Origin of the sequence: Candidatus Competibacter phosphatis (assembly GCF_012939995.1) — a bacterium.
Classification (GTDB): domain Bacteria; phylum Pseudomonadota; class Gammaproteobacteria; order Competibacterales; family Competibacteraceae; genus Competibacter; species Competibacter phosphatis.
Genome location: NZ_SPMZ01000012.1, coordinates 1 through 14,659, shown reverse-complemented (window position 1 = coordinate 14,659; position 14,659 = coordinate 1). Strand labels below are relative to the sequence as shown.

General features: G+C 63.3%; 16 protein-coding genes and 2 pseudogenes. 9 read left to right on the top strand and 9 right to left on the bottom strand.

The window, feature by feature from the left end; genetic code table 11:
- Window positions 1-2: 2 nt before the first annotated feature.
- The 7 genes and pseudogenes from mraY to mraZ all read right to left on the bottom strand — a co-directional run bounded on the left by mraY (window position 3) and on the right by mraZ (window position 7,444).
- A pseudogene (gene mraY / locus E4P82_RS04045) lies at window positions 3-1,089 on the bottom strand (phospho-N-acetylmuramoyl-pentapeptide-transferase).
- Entirely contained in the window at window positions 1,089-2,483 is a 1,395-nt protein-coding gene (locus E4P82_RS04040; RefSeq protein ID WP_169247697.1) for a UDP-N-acetylmuramoyl-tripeptide--D-alanyl-D-alanine ligase, read from the bottom strand. The pseudogene mraY and the gene E4P82_RS04040 overlap by 1 nt, the downstream one beginning before the upstream one ends.
- On the bottom strand, window positions 2,484-4,007 hold the full coding sequence (locus tag E4P82_RS04035; RefSeq protein ID WP_169247696.1) for a UDP-N-acetylmuramoyl-L-alanyl-D-glutamate--2,6-diaminopimelate ligase: 1,524 nt from the start codon (window positions 4,005-4,007) through the stop codon (window positions 2,484-2,486).
- Window positions 4,004-5,722: a peptidoglycan D,D-transpeptidase FtsI family protein gene (locus tag E4P82_RS04030; protein ID WP_169247695.1), complete on the bottom strand. Its 1,719-nt coding sequence runs from the start codon at window positions 5,720-5,722 to the stop codon at window positions 4,004-4,006. Before E4P82_RS04030 ends, E4P82_RS04035 begins: the two co-directional genes overlap by 4 nt.
- 37 nt (window positions 5,723-5,759) lie before the next feature.
- The gene (ftsL, locus tag E4P82_RS04025; RefSeq protein ID WP_169247694.1) at window positions 5,760-6,047 is read right to left on the bottom strand and encodes a cell division protein FtsL; all 288 of its coding nucleotides are present in this window, start codon (window positions 6,045-6,047) and stop codon (window positions 5,760-5,762) included.
- A complete protein-coding gene (gene rsmH, locus E4P82_RS04020) occupies window positions 6,044-6,985 on the bottom strand; it encodes a 16S rRNA (cytosine(1402)-N(4))-methyltransferase RsmH (RefSeq protein WP_169247693.1) in 942 nt (313 codons plus the stop codon). The genes ftsL and rsmH overlap by 4 nt, the downstream gene beginning before the upstream one ends.
- Window positions 6,986-6,988: 3 nt before the next feature.
- Window positions 6,989-7,444, bottom strand: a complete 456-nt coding sequence (mraZ, locus tag E4P82_RS04015; RefSeq protein ID WP_169247692.1) for a division/cell wall cluster transcriptional repressor MraZ — start codon at window positions 7,442-7,444, stop codon at window positions 6,989-6,991.
- A gap of 310 nt (window positions 7,445-7,754) precedes the next feature.
- On the opposite strand from mraZ, the gene hslO reads away from it, so the two are divergent.
- From hslO to E4P82_RS03970, 9 genes and pseudogenes are all read left to right on the top strand, one after another.
- Window positions 7,755-8,624 carry an Hsp33 family molecular chaperone HslO gene (gene hslO, locus E4P82_RS04010; RefSeq protein WP_169247691.1) on the top strand — a complete coding sequence of 290 codons (870 nt, stop codon included), beginning with the start codon at window positions 7,755-7,757 and terminating at the stop codon, window positions 8,622-8,624.
- 4 nt (window positions 8,625-8,628) lie between these two features.
- Complete coding sequence (locus E4P82_RS04005) at window positions 8,629-9,129, top strand: hypothetical protein (RefSeq protein ID WP_169247690.1); 501 nt, start codon at window positions 8,629-8,631, stop codon at window positions 9,127-9,129.
- A gap of 59 nt (window positions 9,130-9,188) precedes the next feature.
- Window positions 9,189-10,554, top strand: a pseudogene (gene mpl / locus E4P82_RS04000) (UDP-N-acetylmuramate:L-alanyl-gamma-D-glutamyl-meso-diaminopimelate ligase).
- Complete coding sequence (locus tag E4P82_RS03995) at window positions 10,547-11,167, top strand: flavin prenyltransferase UbiX (RefSeq protein WP_169247689.1); 621 nt, start codon at window positions 10,547-10,549, stop codon at window positions 11,165-11,167. The pseudogene mpl and the gene E4P82_RS03995 overlap by 8 nt, the downstream one beginning before the upstream one ends.
- Window positions 11,168-11,173: 6 nt before the next feature.
- The gene (locus E4P82_RS03990; RefSeq protein ID WP_169247688.1) at window positions 11,174-11,773 is read left to right on the top strand and encodes an LON peptidase substrate-binding domain-containing protein; all 600 of its coding nucleotides are present in this window, start codon (window positions 11,174-11,176) and stop codon (window positions 11,771-11,773) included.
- A 7-nt stretch (window positions 11,774-11,780) separates the two neighbouring features.
- Complete coding sequence (locus E4P82_RS03985; protein ID WP_169247687.1) at window positions 11,781-12,593, top strand: alpha/beta fold hydrolase; 813 nt, start codon at window positions 11,781-11,783, stop codon at window positions 12,591-12,593.
- Window positions 12,594-12,629: 36 nt separating this feature from the next.
- Window positions 12,630-13,223: a hypothetical protein gene (locus E4P82_RS03980; RefSeq protein WP_169247686.1), complete on the top strand. Its 594-nt coding sequence runs from the start codon at window positions 12,630-12,632 to the stop codon at window positions 13,221-13,223.
- Between the two features lie 103 nt (window positions 13,224-13,326).
- Window positions 13,327-13,758 (top strand): hypothetical protein, encoded by a 432-nt coding sequence (locus tag E4P82_RS03975; protein ID WP_169247685.1) that lies wholly within the window; start codon window positions 13,327-13,329, stop codon window positions 13,756-13,758.
- 11 nt (window positions 13,759-13,769) lie between these two features.
- A complete protein-coding gene (locus E4P82_RS03970) occupies window positions 13,770-13,991 on the top strand; it encodes a glycine zipper domain-containing protein (protein WP_169247684.1) in 222 nt (73 codons plus the stop codon).
- 89 nt (window positions 13,992-14,080) lie between these two features.
- On the opposite strand, the gene E4P82_RS03965 is transcribed toward E4P82_RS03970, so the two are convergent.
- Both E4P82_RS03965 and E4P82_RS03960 read right to left on the bottom strand, forming a co-directional pair.
- Window positions 14,081-14,290 carry a hypothetical protein gene (locus E4P82_RS03965; protein ID WP_169247683.1) on the bottom strand — a complete coding sequence of 70 codons (210 nt, stop codon included), beginning with the start codon at window positions 14,288-14,290 and terminating at the stop codon, window positions 14,081-14,083.
- Window positions 14,291-14,298: 8 nt separating this feature from the next.
- Window positions 14,299-14,659: hypothetical protein (locus E4P82_RS03960; protein ID WP_169247682.1), on the bottom strand; the 361-nt coding region annotated here is incomplete at its 5' end.

The window sequence follows — 14,659 nt, the reverse complement described above, 5'->3', positions numbered from 1 at the left end:
TCCTAACGGATCTTTAGCGTTGCCAGACCGATCAACACCAGGATGATGGTGATGATCCAGAAACGAACGATCACTCGCGGTTCCGGCCAACCCTTGAGTTCGAAATGATGGTGCAGCGGCGCCATGCGAAAGATCCGCCGGCCGGTCAGCTTGAACGAGGCCACCTGCAGAATCACCGATACCGTTTCCATCACGAACACCCCGCCCATCACGAACAGCACCAGTTCCTGGCGTACCGCCACGGCAACGACACCCAGCGCGGCACCCAGGGCCAGCGCGCCGACATCACCCATGAAGACTTGGGCCGGGTAGGCGTTGAACCAGAGAAAACCGAGGCCGGCACCGACCATCGCGCCGCAGAACACCGTAATCTCCCCCCACGCCCGGTACATGCGGAATACCCAGATAATCGGCGAAGATTCGATTGCCCGAGGCATAACAGAACACCGCCAAGGCGCCGGCCACCATGGCGGTCGGCACGATCGCCAGCCCATCCAGGCCATCGGTCAGATTGACGGCGTTGCTGGTACCGACGATGACGAAGTAGGTCAGCGGCACGAACAGCCAGCCCAAGTGCAAGGCCACATTTTTGAAAAACGGCACGATGATCTGGGTTTCCGTGGCCGACTGGGCGGTGAAATACAGCAGCAGCGCCGCCGTCAGTCCGACGCAGGACTGCCAGAAATATTTGCTCCGCGCCGGCAAGCCCTTGGAGTTGCGCAGGATCAGTTTCTTGTAGTCGTCCATCCAACCGATGGCCCCGAAAGCCAGCGTCGTCAGTAGCACGATCCAGACGTAGCGATTGCGCAGGTCGGCCCATAGCAGGGTCGCGATGGCGATGGCGACCAGGATCAAGGCGCCGCCCATGGTCGGGGTACCGGCCTTGGAAAAATGGCTCTGCGGACCATCCTCGCGGATCTGCTGGCCGATCTGATAGCGGCTCAGCCGACGGATCATGCCTGGACCCACGATCAGGGAAATGAGCAGCGCGGTCAGAACACCCAAAATGCCTCGCAGCGTCAGATATTGAAAGACATTGAAACCCGTGTAGAAATATTCGGTTAGCCATTCGGCCAGCAGCACCAGCATCAGCCTTGCCCCTCCGGTTTCGCGCCCGTTTCCTCGGGCTCGGCCAAAACCGCCACCACTCGTTCCATCCGCATGCCGCGCGAGCCCTTGATCAGGATCGTCGGTGATTCGGCACTGCGCTTGAGGTCGCGGCTCAGTGCGTCCATCAGCGCTTCCAGGTCGGTGAAATGCTGGCCACCCTCCCCAAACGCCGCCGCCGCCGCCCGGCTGTGTTCGCCCAAAGCGTACAGCCGTTCGAATCCCGTGGTCCTGGCCTCTTGGCCGGATTGTGCGTGTAGTTCACTGGCCACCGGCCCCAGTTCGCGCATGTCGCCCAGCACCAGCCATTTGCGACCCGGCCCGGCGCCAACCGTGTGCAGCGCCGCCGCCAGCGAGGCAGGATTAGCATTGTAGGCGTCGTGAATCACCGTGCCGCCGTGCCGACCGCGCAGCCGCTGCAGCCGCCCGCCAACGTCATGCAGGGACTCCAAGCCCTGTCGGATATCGTCCAGGGTCGCGCCAGCCGCCAACGCGCCAGCCGCCGCCGCCAGTGCATTGCGGATGTTGTGCCGGCCAGGTAGCGGCAGGCAAATCTCCGTCTCCCCGGCGGGAACGATCAAGTGGAAACGATTGATGGCCGCATCCAAAACCCGCGCGCTGACCGCCGCCGGTCGATCCAAACCGAAATCGACGATCCGTCGACCTGGATTCAGCCCGATCCAATCGTCGGCATGGGGATCGTCGCGGTTGACGATGGCCACCCCGGTCGCGCTCAGCCCCTGAAAAATCTCGCCCTTGGCGCGCGCCACGCCGGCCACGTCGCCAAACCCTTCCAGATGACAGGGACCGGCATTGTTGACGATCGCCACGTCCGGCCGCGCCAATCCGGTCAGATAGGCGATCTCGCCATGATGGTTGGCGCCCATCTCGATCACCGCGTAGCCGTGTTCCGCGTTCAAGCGCAACAGGGTCAGCGGCACGCCGATATCGTTGTTGAGGTTGCCCTCGGTGGCCAGGGTCGATCCACGCCGTCGCAGGATGGCGGCCAGCATTTCCTTGAGCGTGGTCTTGCCGTTGCTACCGGTCAGGGCGATCAGGGGACCGGTGAAACGCGTCCGCCAGCTCGCCGCCAGCCGGCCCAGCGCCAGCCGGGTATCGGCCACTCGCAACTGCGGCAGCGGATCGGCCACCCAGCGGCTGACCAAGGCCGCGCGGGCGCCTTGCTGGCGAGCGGCGGCGATGAACTCGTGACCGTCGAAATTGGGTCCGCTCAACGCCACGAACAATGCATCCGCCGGCAGGCGGCGGCTATCGGTGCCGACCGTCGCAAAAACCCCATCGACGCCAGGCGACACTTCAGCCTCCAGCAATCGGGCGGCTTCGCGCAGGCTCAGGGGAGAAAAGGGATCACTCATCTATGCGGTTTCCATCTGACCGGCTGACGACAAGCACTCGCGCGCCACGTCGCGGTCACTGAAGGGTCGTTTTTCGGCGCCGACGATCTGGACATCCTCATGGCCCTTGCCGGCGATCAGCACGATGTCGCCGGGCGCGGCTTCGGCCAGGGTGTGGGCGATGGCGGTCCGCCGGTCGCGGATCACCGCCGCCATCTCGGGATGACGCATCCCGGCCTGAATGTCGCGCACGATGCGTTGCGGGTCCTCGCCGCGCGGATTATCGTCGGTGATCGTGACCCGGTCGGCCCAACGCTCGGCCGCCGCGCCCATCAGCGGCCGTTTGCCGGCATCGCGATCGCCACCACAGCCGAACACGCACCATAAGCGCCCGCCACCGTGTTCGCGCAGGGCGCGCAAAGCCTGCTCCAAGGCGTGGGGCGTGTGCGCGTAATCGACCACCGCCAGCGGCCGGCTCGGCCCGCCGGCCAGTCGTTCCATCCGTCCCGGCACCGTCGCGGTTCGCGTCAGCCGCGCCAGTGCCTCGGGCAAAGGTAGATCCAGCGCCAGCAGGGTCGCCAAGGCGGCCAACAGATTGCTGGCGTTGAACCGGCCCAGCAAGCCGGCCGATAGCTCGCCGTCGCCCCAGGAGGAGCGGATTCGCAGTCGCAGTCCCGCTGGGGTCAACGCCAAATCCTCTCCCCAAACGAACCGATCCGCATGCACCGGACGCTCGCCCAGGCCGTAAGCGATCACTTCCGTCGAACCGCGCCGCTCGGCGGCGAGAGCACGGCCGAAGGCATCGTTCAGATTCAGCACCGCCCGGCCGGGCTGGTGGTCGTGGAACAACCGGCGCTTGGCCGCCGCGTAGGCTTCCGGCGTACCGTGATAATCCAGATGATCGCGGGTCAGATGAGTCAGCCCCGCGACCGCGAATTCGACGCCGTTCACCCGCCCCTGATCCAGGGCGTGCGAGGACACTTCCATGACGGCGTAACGCCGGCCGGCGGCGGCCAGTTGAGCCAACCAGCCTTGCACGGCCAGCGGGTCCGGCGTGGTGTGCGGCGACGGTTCGGTTCGACCGTATTCGCCGACGCCCAGGGTGCCGAGAATGCCGCACGGTCCATGCTCCACGTCGCTCAACGCCTGGGCAATGAAATGGGCGCAGGAGGTCTTGCCATCGGTGCCGGTGATGCCAACCACCCGCAGCCGCTCGGACGGCGCGTCATGAAAACGACTGGCGATCAACCCCATGCGCTGACGTAATTCCGGTACCGCCAGCAAAGGCGGCGCTGCTTCGCCAACCGGCAACACACCCGCATGGGGTGGTTCCCAAACCACCGCCAGCGCTCCCGCCGCGCGCACCGCGTCGATGAATTCCAGACCATGCCGGCGCCCGCCGCGCACCGCGAAAAACAGATCGCCAGGCTGAACCGCGCGACTGTCGCTCGCCAGCCCGGTAACCGACCGATCCGCCAGATGCGCCGGCACCTCGGCAAAGCCCGCCAGCAGCGAGCCCAGGGTAGGCCACGCCGCGCCCCTCATGGTTTTTTCTCCATCGCCGGAGTGACGCCAGCGATCTTCATGCTGGGCAGGTCGTCCGGCGTCACGTTCAGAATCCGCAGCACCTCGCCCATGGTTTTGCCGAACACCGGCGCCGCCACCGTGCCACCGTAATAAGCCTTGCCTTTCGGTTCGTCGATGATGATCACCATCACCAATCGAGGATTGCTAGCCGGCACCATACCGGCGAACAGGGAAAAATAGCGGTTGCTGGCATAGCGGCCATGGATGATCTTATGCACTGTGCCGGTCTTACCCGCCACCCGATAGCCGGGCACGCTGGCCTTGAAGCCGGTTCCCTTCTGGCTCACGGCTTCTTCCATCATCGCTCGTACTTGCCGCACCGCCCGCGCCGACAACACGCGCTGCTCGTCGGCGGGATCAAGTGGCTGTTCACGCTTGAGGAGGGTCAACGGCCGTCGAACGCCATCCGCCGCGAGCACGACATAGGCCTGGGCCAACTGCAACATGTTGACCGAAAAACCGTATCCGAAGGCATGGTTGGCGTGGCCGATTTCGCCGCCCCATTTGCTGAAGTGCCGCAGCATGCCGATCTGCTCGCCCACCAGACCCACGCCGGTCGACGCTCCGAAGCCGAGACTCTTGTATACCTGCCACAAGCTCTCCATCGGCAAGGACAGCGCGATCTTGCTGGTACCGACGTTGCTGGACTTGCTGAGCACATGCGTTACGTCGATCAAGCCGTAGTTGTGCACGTCACGCACTCGATAGCGGCCCACCTTGAGCCAACCCGGCGCGGTGTTGACCCGAGTGTTCGGTGTCCAACGACCGCTTTCCAGCGCCATGGCGATCGTGAAGGGCTTCACAGTCGAGCCTGGTTCGTAAACATCGGTGATCGCCCGGTTGCGCAACAAATCGCTTTTCAGCTCGGTGCGATTGTTCGGATTGCCCGCCGGCTGATCCACCATGGCCAGGATCTCGCCGGTCAGTGCGTCAGCGATCACCGCCGCGCCAGCGCTGGCCTTGTTCTCCAGCACCGCCGTCTTGAGCGCGCGGTAGGCGAAATATTGCAGTCGCCGGTCGATGCTCAACACCACGGATTGGCCCGCCTGCGGTACCCGGATACTTTCCACGTCCTCGACGATCTGGCCCAATCGATCCTTGATAACCCGCTTGCTACCGGGGATGCCGCGCAACTGAGCATCGAGGCTTTTTTCCAGCCCTTCCTGACCGAAATCGTCGATGTCGGTAAAACCCAGCAGGTGCGAAGTCACCTCGGCATCCGGATAGTAACGACGGTATTCGCGCCGCGAGTACACCCCGGGAACCCCAAGCTGGAGAATCCGCTGGGCCACGCTCGGGGCCAGATGCCGACGCAGATAAACGAACTGACGGCTCTCGGGCACCGCCAGTTTTTGCTCCAACTCCGCCATCGTCAGCCCGAGCAGCGACGCGAGCGCCGGCCAGCGATCGCGCTGTTGCTTCAATTCCATCGGCTGCGCCCAGATCGAATCCACCGGTGAGCTGACCGCCAATGGCTCGCCGTTGCGATCGAGGATCATCCCGCGGTGCGCCGGTACCTCGACCACTCGCAGGAAACGTTCGTCGCCCTGCCCCTGCAGGAAATCGGTATGCACCAGTTGCAGATAAGCCGCGCGCGCCACCATGCCTCCCGCTGCCACGCACAACAGGCTCAGCACCAATCCCCGGCGCGTCATGGTACGCAGCGCTTGCATCGCGCCCGCAGGTCTTTTCCTATTTCTGGATAAGGTCTTACCGAGCATTGGATTCATGAGGGGTAACGTAAAGGACTTCACCCGGATCCGGGATCAGCATGTTCAAACGCAGCCGCGCTGTCTGCTCGATCACGGCGTCCGTGACCAGCGTGCTTTGTTCCAGTTGCAGCAATTCCCACTCGACTTCGAGATCGTCTCGCTTCGCCTGTAGTTTCTGGAGCTCGATGAAAAGTTGTCGGTTGGCGTGCTGGGTATAAACCACGCCCACCCCGGAGCCGAGCACGGTGACGGTCAACAACGCCACCAGCAGGACTTGGTTTTTCATGCCAATCGCTCCGCCACCCGCAGCAGCGCGCTGCGTGCCCGCAGATTGGCGGCAATCTCCGCGGCACCGGGCCGCGCCGCCCGCCCGATCAATCGCAGCGTCATCCCCATTGGGGCGCCCGCCACCGGCAGATCCAGCGGCAGTTCCCTTCCGCGCGCCTGTTCCCGCATAAACCGCTTGACCACCCGATCCTCCAGGGAATGAAAACTGATGACCGCCAGCCGACCACCGGGCGCCAACATGCGCACCGCCTGCGGCAACACCGACCGCAACTCGCCCAGTTCATCGTTGACCGCGATCCGAATGGCTTGGAATGTACGGGTGGCGGGATGCTTTCCCAGTTCGCGGGTGGGAACGGTCGCGGCGACGATAGCGGCCAATTGCTGGGTGGTGGCGACCGGCGCCTGCCGCCGCGCGGCGACCACGGCACGCGCCACCCGCCGATAAAAACGCTCCTCGCTGTATTCCGCCAGCACCCGCCCCAGCTCGACTTCGTCGACCCGATCCAGCCACTCGGCCGCGCTGATCCCCGCCGTCGGGTCCATGCGCATATCCAGCGGACCGTCCCGATTGAAGCTGAAACCGCGGGCCGGATCGTCCAACTGCGGCGACGATACCCCCAAATCCAGCAAAATCCCGTCAACCTGGCCAGACCATCCCCGCTCGGCAACCACCTCGGCCAAGCGACCGAATGCCGCCCGCACGAAGCTAAAGCGAGCATCGCCGCCGAAACGCTCGGCCGCGCAGCGCGCCGCCGCCGGGTCTCGATCGAGCGCCAGCACCCGCCCTTCCGGCCCAAGCGCCGCCAGCAGCGCCGCCGCGTGCCCGCCCCGGCCAAACGTGGCGTCCACGTAACGACCGCTCGGATGAAGATGCAACGCAGTCAATACCTCGGTCAACAAGACCGGCTGATGTGACAACGGAGCGGTGCTCGTCATGCGCTAGAACGCCAGCGCATCCAGGTCGGGCGACGGCTTGCCGGCCTGCTCTTCGCCGCCGGCCAACAGCGACTCGCGCCATGCGTACCAGGACGGCTCATTCCAGATTTCGAATTTATTCCCCTGCCCCACCAGCACCACTCGCTTCTCCAGGTTCGCGAATTCGCGCAGGGGTGCCGGAAGCAAAATCCGGCCGCTGGCATCCAGGCAACATTCCTCGGCATGTCCCAACAACAATCGCTTGAGGGCTCTGGTTCGCTGGTTGGTACTGGAAAGCTGGATCAGCTTGCGCTCGACTTCTTCCCAAACCGGGAGTGGATACAACAGCAGGCAACGGTCGCGATCGATGGTCAGCACCAATTGCCCAGCCGCCGCATCCAGCAGGCACTGGCGGTACTTGACCGGCAACGACAGCCGCCCCTTGCCATCCAGCGATAACGGATTGACGCCACGGAACAACGCCGCACTCCTTGGGATCGAACCAACCTCACGCCCCACATTTTCCCACTTTCCGCCACCAGACTATAGGAAGGTCCAGCTAGCGCTGTCAAGAAAAGCTAACGCACGGCTTTTTTAAAAAAGCAAATTAAAACAATATATTGCTATTTCAACAAAAAATTAATTTATATCATTCGATTTGAATATGGAGGGTCGGCGCCTCCCCGGACCAGGCAACAAGCGCGGCGCGTTCCCGCATCTTGTTAAAGTCGCGGCAAGCGGGTACTTTGCGCCTTGGCCTACTTTCCACCGAGCAATGCCAGCCACGAACATGTCCGACCGCGACTGCCTGCAACGCTTCCTTTTCGAAACCCTGCCGATCCGCGGCGAAATCGTGTGGCTTGACGCTACATGGCGGACGGTGCTGGAGCGCCGCGCCTACCCGGCAGCGATCCGCCAGGTGCTGGGCGAGGCTATCGCCGCCGCTGCCCTGCTATCGGCGACCGTCAAATTCGATGGCCTGTTGACCTTGCAAATCCAGGCGCGCGGACCACTGCGTTTGCTGGTGGTGCAAGTCGCCGCCGACCGTACCCTGCGCGGACTGGCCCGCTGGAACGGCGACCCGGAACCGGCGCCGCTGCGCGCGCTGTGCGGCGACGGCACACTCGTCCTGACCCTTGACGCCGACTCGGGCAAGGAGCCCTATCAAAGTGTGATCGAACTGCGCGGCGATACCCTGACGGAAACCCTGGAGCACTATTTCGCCCATTCGGAGCAATTACCAACCCGGATCTGGCTGGCCACCGACGAGCAAACCACTGCCGGCCTGCTGTTGCAGCAACTACCCGGCAACGACACCGAACCGGATGCTTGGCGGCGTCTGAATGTGCTGGCCGACACCCTGCAATCCACCGAACTGCTGCGACTGGATGCTTCCACCCTGCTGCGACGGTTGTTTCATGAAGAGGATATCCGGCTATTCGCCCCGCGGAGTTTTCGCTACCGTTGCAACTGCTCGCGGGAACGCACCGCCGGCATGCTGAGCGCACTGGGCGAGGACGAACTCCGCCAGGCGCTGGCCGATGGACGCACGCTACAGGTGGACTGCGAGTTTTGCGGCCACCGCTACGTCTTTGACCCGCTCGACATCGCCGGCTTGTTCGCGGCCACCGGCCCCGCTCCCTCCGTCGTTCGCCACTGAATCCATGCGCATCCTGTTCGATCTGTTTCTGGATATTTGCCTGTTCCGTAAAGGCCCGCGGGACGTACCGGCCTCCATGGCGCTGCTGAAGATGTGTTTGTTGGCTTATGGCGCATCCGGTCTGCTGGTGCTGACCCTGAGCGTACCGGTTCAGGTGGCGCTCCTACAAATACTGCTGGACATGGTGCTACTGGCCGGCCTGCTGTATCTGATGCTGATCCTGCACCGGCATCCCGGCCGCTTCGAACAAACCCTGACCGCCCTGACCGGTTCCGGCACCCTGATGGGCCTGTTGGCGTTGCCGCCCATGCTCTGGATCGTGCGCCAGGGACCGCAAGGCGACAGCCAGTTTCCCTCGCTGCTGATGCTGGCGTTGATGGTCTGGAGCATCGCCGTCATGGCCCACATTCTGCGCCATGCATTCAACACCCCGGTCTGGATCGGTGCGCTCTACGCCCTGGGCTATACCTTTTTATCCTGGACGCTCACCGGCTGGATCGGCTGAGACGCTCCAACCCTGCACCGTCTTGCACCCGTAACCGGGTCGGATGGGGAGATTCCCGCATGCATATTCATATCCTCGGTATTTGCGGTACGTTCATGGCCGGCGTCGCCCTGCTGGCCCGCGCGGCGGGGCATACCGTGTCCGGTTGCGACGCCGGCGTCTATCCGCCGATGAGCACCCAACTGGCCGAGGCCGGTATCGCCCTGCGGGAAGGCTACGATCCCGATCAGCTCGCCGAATTCCAGCCGGACATGGTGGTGGTCGGCAACGTGATGAGCCGGGGCCGGCCGATCGTCGAGGAACTGCTCGATCGCGACCTGCCCTACACCTCCGGCCCAGCCTGGCTGGCGGATCATGTGCTGCGCGGGCGTCACGTACTGGCGGTGGCCGGCACCCATGGCAAAACCTCCACCAGCAGTTTGCTGGCCTGGATTCTGGAGCGCGCTGGTCTGGAACCTGGCTTTCTGATCGGCGGCATTCCAAGCAATTTCGGCGTGTCGGCGCGATTGGGCCGCACACCGTTTTTCGTGGTGGAAGCCGATGAGTACGACACGGCGTTTTTTCGATAAACGCTCCAAGTTCGTCCACTACCGACCACGCACCCTGATTCTGAACAACCTGGAATTCGATCACGCCGACATCTTCCCCGATCTGGCGGCGATTCAGCGCCAGTTCCATCACCTGCTACGAACCGTGCCAGGCCGCGGTCTGATCGTCGCCAACGGACAAGACCCGAATCTGGCCGAGGTATTGACGATGGGCTGCTGGACCCCGGTGGAGCGTTTCGGGACCGGCGATTGGGAAGCGCGGGCGATTGCTCCCGACGGCAGCGCTTTCGAGGTGTACCACCAAGGATCACCGCAAGGCCGGGCGGAATGGCCGCAACTGGGGCTGCACAACGTCCACAACGCCCTCGCCGCCCTCGCCGCCGCCCGTCATGTCGGCGTAGCGACGACGACGGCGCTCGCCGCGCTGGCGGATTTTCAGGGCATCAAGCGACGGCTGGAAGCACGCGGCACAGTTAACAGCGTGACGGTCTACGACGATTTCGCCCACCACCCCACCGCGATTGCGACCACGCTGGCCGGGCTGCGCGCTCGGGTCGGTGACCAGCCAATCGTCGCCGTGCTGGAGCCACGCTCCAACACCATGAAGCTGGGCGTGTTCAAGGATAGCCTGGCGCCCGCCCTAGCGCTGGCCGACGCGGTGGTGCTGTATCAAGCACCCGATCTCGGCTGGGATCTCGGCGCGGTCGCGACGGCGCTCGGCCCGCGCGGGCAAGTCTGCCATTCGCTCGACGATACACTGACCGCTATACGCGCTCGGACCCAACCGGGTACACAGGTGCTGATCATGAGCAACGGCGGTTTTGGCGGCATTCACGAGCGGCTGCTGCGAAAGCTACGCGCGGACGCCGATGCCTGACCACCCCATCATCCTTGGCATGACCGGCGCGTCCGGCGCCGATTATGGGCTGCGCTTGCTGCAATGCCTGCTGGATGCCGGCCACCCGGTGCAACTGTTGATATCGAAAGCGGCGCAGATCGTGATCCACATGGAAACCGAGCTGCGCCTGCCCGGTCGGCCGCGCGACATCCGGCGGGTACTGGTCGAACGGTACCGCTGCGATCCCGAGCAACTACGGGTATTCGGCCAGGAGGAATGGACCGCGCCGCCGGCCAGCGGCTCGGCACGGGCGCGAGCGATGGTGGTTTGCCCCTGCACCACCGGCACATTGGCCGCCATCGCCAACGGCAACAGCGACAACCTGCTGGAACGCGCGGCCGACGTCGCGCTCAAGGAAGGGCGCAAGCTGATTCTGGCGCTACGGGAAACGCCGCTGTCCGTCATCCACCTGGAAAACATGCTGCGGCTGGCCCGCGCCGGCGCGGTCATCCTGCCGACCAACCCCGGTTTTTACTACCGGCCGACCACGGCGGCGGAACTGGTGGACTTCATCGTGGCCAGAATCCTCGATCAACTGGACATTCCCCACGCGCTGCTGCCACGCTGGGGCGAACCGTTGGAACCGAGCTGAGCGATCATGACAGCCACCCAGGAACTCCCCCTGTTTCCACTGAACACCGTGCTGTTTCCCGGCGGGATCTTGCCTCTGCGGATCTTCGAAACCCGCTATCTGGATCTGATCAGCACTTGTCTACGCACCGACAGCGGTTTCGGCGTGGTCACGATCCACGAGGGGCGCGAAACGGGCAGCCCGCCGACCCGCATCCATCCGGTCGGCACCCTGGCGCGCATCGTGGATTTCGATCAATTGGACGATGGCCTGCTCGGCATCACCTGTCTGGGCACACAACGACTGCGCGTGGTCGACCACCATGCGCGGCCCGATCAACTGCTGATCGCTCAGGTGCGGTGGCTGCCGGACGATCCGGCGCAATCGACTTTGCCCAGCCACGAACCTCTGGTCCGTGTCCTCCGCGATCTGTTGGACCGCGAGGAACTGGCGCCCTATCGCCGGTTCCTGACGCCGGATTGGGAGAATGCCGCCTGGGTCGGTAACCGCCTGGCGGAAATCCTGCCCCTACCGCCGCACGTCCGTCACACCCTGCTGGAGATGAACGAACCCCGGCAGCGGCTGGACATCCTGCTGGCGATCTTCCAGGAACAAAACATCGCCTGAATTCCCCATGACCGAACTCGTCCGCCGCCATCATCATGCTCTAGAGGCCGCTGGCCACCGGCTGCACGCCGAGCATCTGCTCCCCCCACGCGCCGCCGCCGGCCCCACCCTGGTTTTTCTGCACGAGGGGCTGGGCAGCATCGGGCAATGGAGGGGGTTCCCCGAACAATTGTGTGCCCAAACCAGCTTGCCGGGACTGGTCTACGAGCGTTGGGGTTACGGCCGCTCCGAGCCGCTGGTCGGGCCGCGTCCCGACGACTATTTACAACGGGAGGCGTGGGACACGCTGCCCGAAGTACTGGAAACCTGCGGCGTCGCCGAACCGCCGATCCTGTTCGGCCACAGCGATGGCGGCTCCATCGCCCTGTTGTTCGCCGCCGCCTATCCCCAACGGGTGCGCGCCGCGATCAGCGAAGCGGCGCATGTTTTCGTCGATGAAAAATGCCTGGTCGGTATCCGACGTGCCCGAGACGCTTACCAACAAGGGAATTTGCGGGAAGGACTGCGGCGCTACCACGGCGACAATACCGACGCCATGTTTCGGGGCTGGTGCGACACCTGGCTGCGACCCGACTATCGCGATTGGAACATGGAAGCCGAACTGCCCCGGATCGTCTGCCCAGTGCTGGTCGTCCAGGGCGAGGATGATGAGTACGGCACCCGCGCCCAAGTGGACGCCATCGCCGCCGGGATCACCGGCCCGACGGAGCTGTTGTGGCTACCCGGTTGCGGTCACATCCCCCACCATCAGGCACGGGAAACCGTGCTGGCTGCCACCGAGCGTTTCATCGCCGGGGCATGCGCTAATATTGATCCGTAACCCTCTAGAAAATCGAACCCAGGCAAGGAAACCGTCATGTCCGAACTCGAACTGAGCCCGACCGAACCTGTCCCCACCCAACGCAGCCTGCTGCGGCAGATCTTTCGCCCCAGGGACATCGGCTTTTATCTGATGATTCTACTGTCCTGGATCGGCGCGGCCTATACGCAAACCGATGCGCAAAGTAGCCGTTGGTACTGGCATTACCTGATCCCGGTCTTTGGTCTGATCTGCATCGCCACCCAATGGAACAACGTCGAACCGACCGCCAAAGCCCGCGTCCTGCTGATCGCCCGGCAAATCCTGCACTGGGGGACGTTGTTACTGCTTATGCAAGTGGTTTTCATGGCGACGACCCAAGGCTTCATGAGTAGCTTCGACGATCGTCAGGCCAGTTTCCTGCTGATGCTCAACGTCACGTTGACCACCTTTCTGGCCGGCATCTATTCCGATTGGCGACTCTGTGTCGTCGCGATCTTCCTGGGTAGCAGCTCGACCGTCATGATCATGGTTCAAAATCTCATACCAATCCTGGTTTATGCGGCTGTTGGAATTATCATTGTTTACTTGATCTGGAACTGGCTGTACAACCGCTGGCAAGCACGCCGCTCCCCAGAAAAGTCCGCCTGAAGCTCTCTTTATATCTCCAGAGGTTTATACTGGTGCTTGATTTCAACCCGCTTCGCGGGAGTACCGGCACCCCTTCTCCACGCGCTCATTGAAGGAAATTTTTATGCCCAGATTTCATCTCGCCAAAGCTACCCTGTTGTCCGCGGGCCTGGCCTTGACCCTCATCGGCGGACCCGTCGTTCAAGCCGCCCAACCCAAATCAGCCGTCGTCAAGTCAGCTGCATCACAGAAGGAGGAATGGCTGATTCCCACCGGCGAGCGCTGGTCGAGCGCCACCGAAACCGAAAGGCGGGCTTATGTGCTTGGCATCCTGAACTTGGCGATGATCGAATACCAGTTGACCGGTCCGAACCCCAAGCATCGCACCACCGTCCCCCACTTGGTCAAGGCATTGGATGGCATGACCGTGCCGCAGATTGTGGAAACTGTGGATGCCTACTACAAGGCCAACCCCGACAAGCAGCAGGAACCCATCATCGAAGTGATCTGGTTCCAGATGGTCAAGCCCAAGGTCGACCAGTCCAAAGCAAAATGAGGAATCAAGCCATGAAAAAGATCAGCTTTCTAATTGCGATGCCAGCCCTCGCCCTTAGCGTCGGCTGCACCGACATGACACCAACCCAGCAGGGCACCTTGAGCGGCGCGGCCATCGGCGCGGCGGGCGGTGCGATCATGGGCTCCTTAACCGGCGGCAGTGCCGGGACCGGGGCGATCATCGGCGGCGCGGCGGGTGCCGTGGTCGGCAACATTTATGGCCGAAAACAATAACCAGAGACAGTACCGCAACGACTAAACCAGGCGACCGCCGGGTCGCCGGAAAACCCCTCCCGCCGGCAAAACACCGGCGGGAAGGTTCGTCAAGTCGATCCCACATCCAGATCGCGGCGCAGTTCGGCGGCGGCATCCCGCAGATAGCCAAACAGGCGCTTCACTCCAACGCAGTCGTAATCGCGCCGCGGCCATTTGAAGTAGCCGCCGCAGTTTTTCAGAAACTCGCAGCCCTGGCATTCTTCACCCGCCGCCAACACTTGCGCGATCCATGCCTCCAACCCGGCATCGAACGCCATATTGGCGTTCAGATCCACCAGCCGCCTGGACGGTCGTTCGACACCTTCGTCGGTGACGTAGCGCAGATACTGCGGATCGTCGTCCTGCAACACCCATAACGGCACTGGCTCATCATGGAAAAACCTTGCAGGGAACCATGAAAGTATTCGATGGGTTGAGCGACCGTGGACTGATGTAGATAGAACTCCAGCACCGCCGCCATCTCCTCGATCAACGCCGGCTCGGGTTGCTCGACTTCCAATCGCACCGCGAAATCCAGCGAGACCGCCACCTTGACCGCCTTGCCGAATCCTGGCGCAACCGGAACGATCACCCGCGTCGGGTGGTTGTCGAGCAAAGTTGCTGTGGCGATACAGCAAGGGAAATTC

Excerpts from the sequence above, each read along its gene's own strand:
- E4P82_RS04040 (WP_169247697.1), bottom strand. The coding sequence starts at position 2,483 with ATGAGTGATCCCTTTTCTCCCCTGAGCCTGCGCGAAGCCGCCCGATTG.
- E4P82_RS04035 (WP_169247696.1), bottom strand. The coding sequence starts at position 4,007 with ATGAGGGGCGCGGCGTGGCCTACCCTGGGCTCGCTGCTGGCGGGCTTT.
- E4P82_RS04030 (WP_169247695.1), bottom strand. The coding sequence starts at position 5,722 with ATGCAAGCGCTGCGTACCATGACGCGCCGGGGATTGGTGCTGAGCCTG.
- ftsL (WP_169247694.1), bottom strand. The coding sequence starts at position 6,047 with ATGAAAAACCAAGTCCTGCTGGTGGCGTTGTTGACCGTCACCGTGCTC.
- rsmH (WP_169247693.1), bottom strand. The coding sequence starts at position 6,985 with ATGACGAGCACCGCTCCGTTGTCACATCAGCCGGTCTTGTTGACCGAG.
- hslO (WP_169247691.1), top strand. The coding sequence starts at position 7,755 with ATGTCCGACCGCGACTGCCTGCAACGCTTCCTTTTCGAAACCCTGCCG.
- E4P82_RS04005 (WP_169247690.1), top strand. The coding sequence starts at position 8,629 with ATGCGCATCCTGTTCGATCTGTTTCTGGATATTTGCCTGTTCCGTAAA.
- E4P82_RS03995 (WP_169247689.1), top strand. The coding sequence starts at position 10,547 with ATGCCTGACCACCCCATCATCCTTGGCATGACCGGCGCGTCCGGCGCC.
- E4P82_RS03990 (WP_169247688.1), top strand. The coding sequence starts at position 11,174 with ATGACAGCCACCCAGGAACTCCCCCTGTTTCCACTGAACACCGTGCTG.
- E4P82_RS03985 (WP_169247687.1), top strand. The coding sequence starts at position 11,781 with ATGACCGAACTCGTCCGCCGCCATCATCATGCTCTAGAGGCCGCTGGC.
- E4P82_RS03980 (WP_169247686.1), top strand. The coding sequence starts at position 12,630 with ATGTCCGAACTCGAACTGAGCCCGACCGAACCTGTCCCCACCCAACGC.
- E4P82_RS03975 (WP_169247685.1), top strand. The coding sequence starts at position 13,327 with ATGCCCAGATTTCATCTCGCCAAAGCTACCCTGTTGTCCGCGGGCCTG.
- E4P82_RS03970 (WP_169247684.1), top strand. The coding sequence starts at position 13,770 with ATGAAAAAGATCAGCTTTCTAATTGCGATGCCAGCCCTCGCCCTTAGC.
- E4P82_RS03965 (WP_169247683.1), bottom strand. The coding sequence starts at position 14,290 with ATGGCGTTCGATGCCGGGTTGGAGGCATGGATCGCGCAAGTGTTGGCG.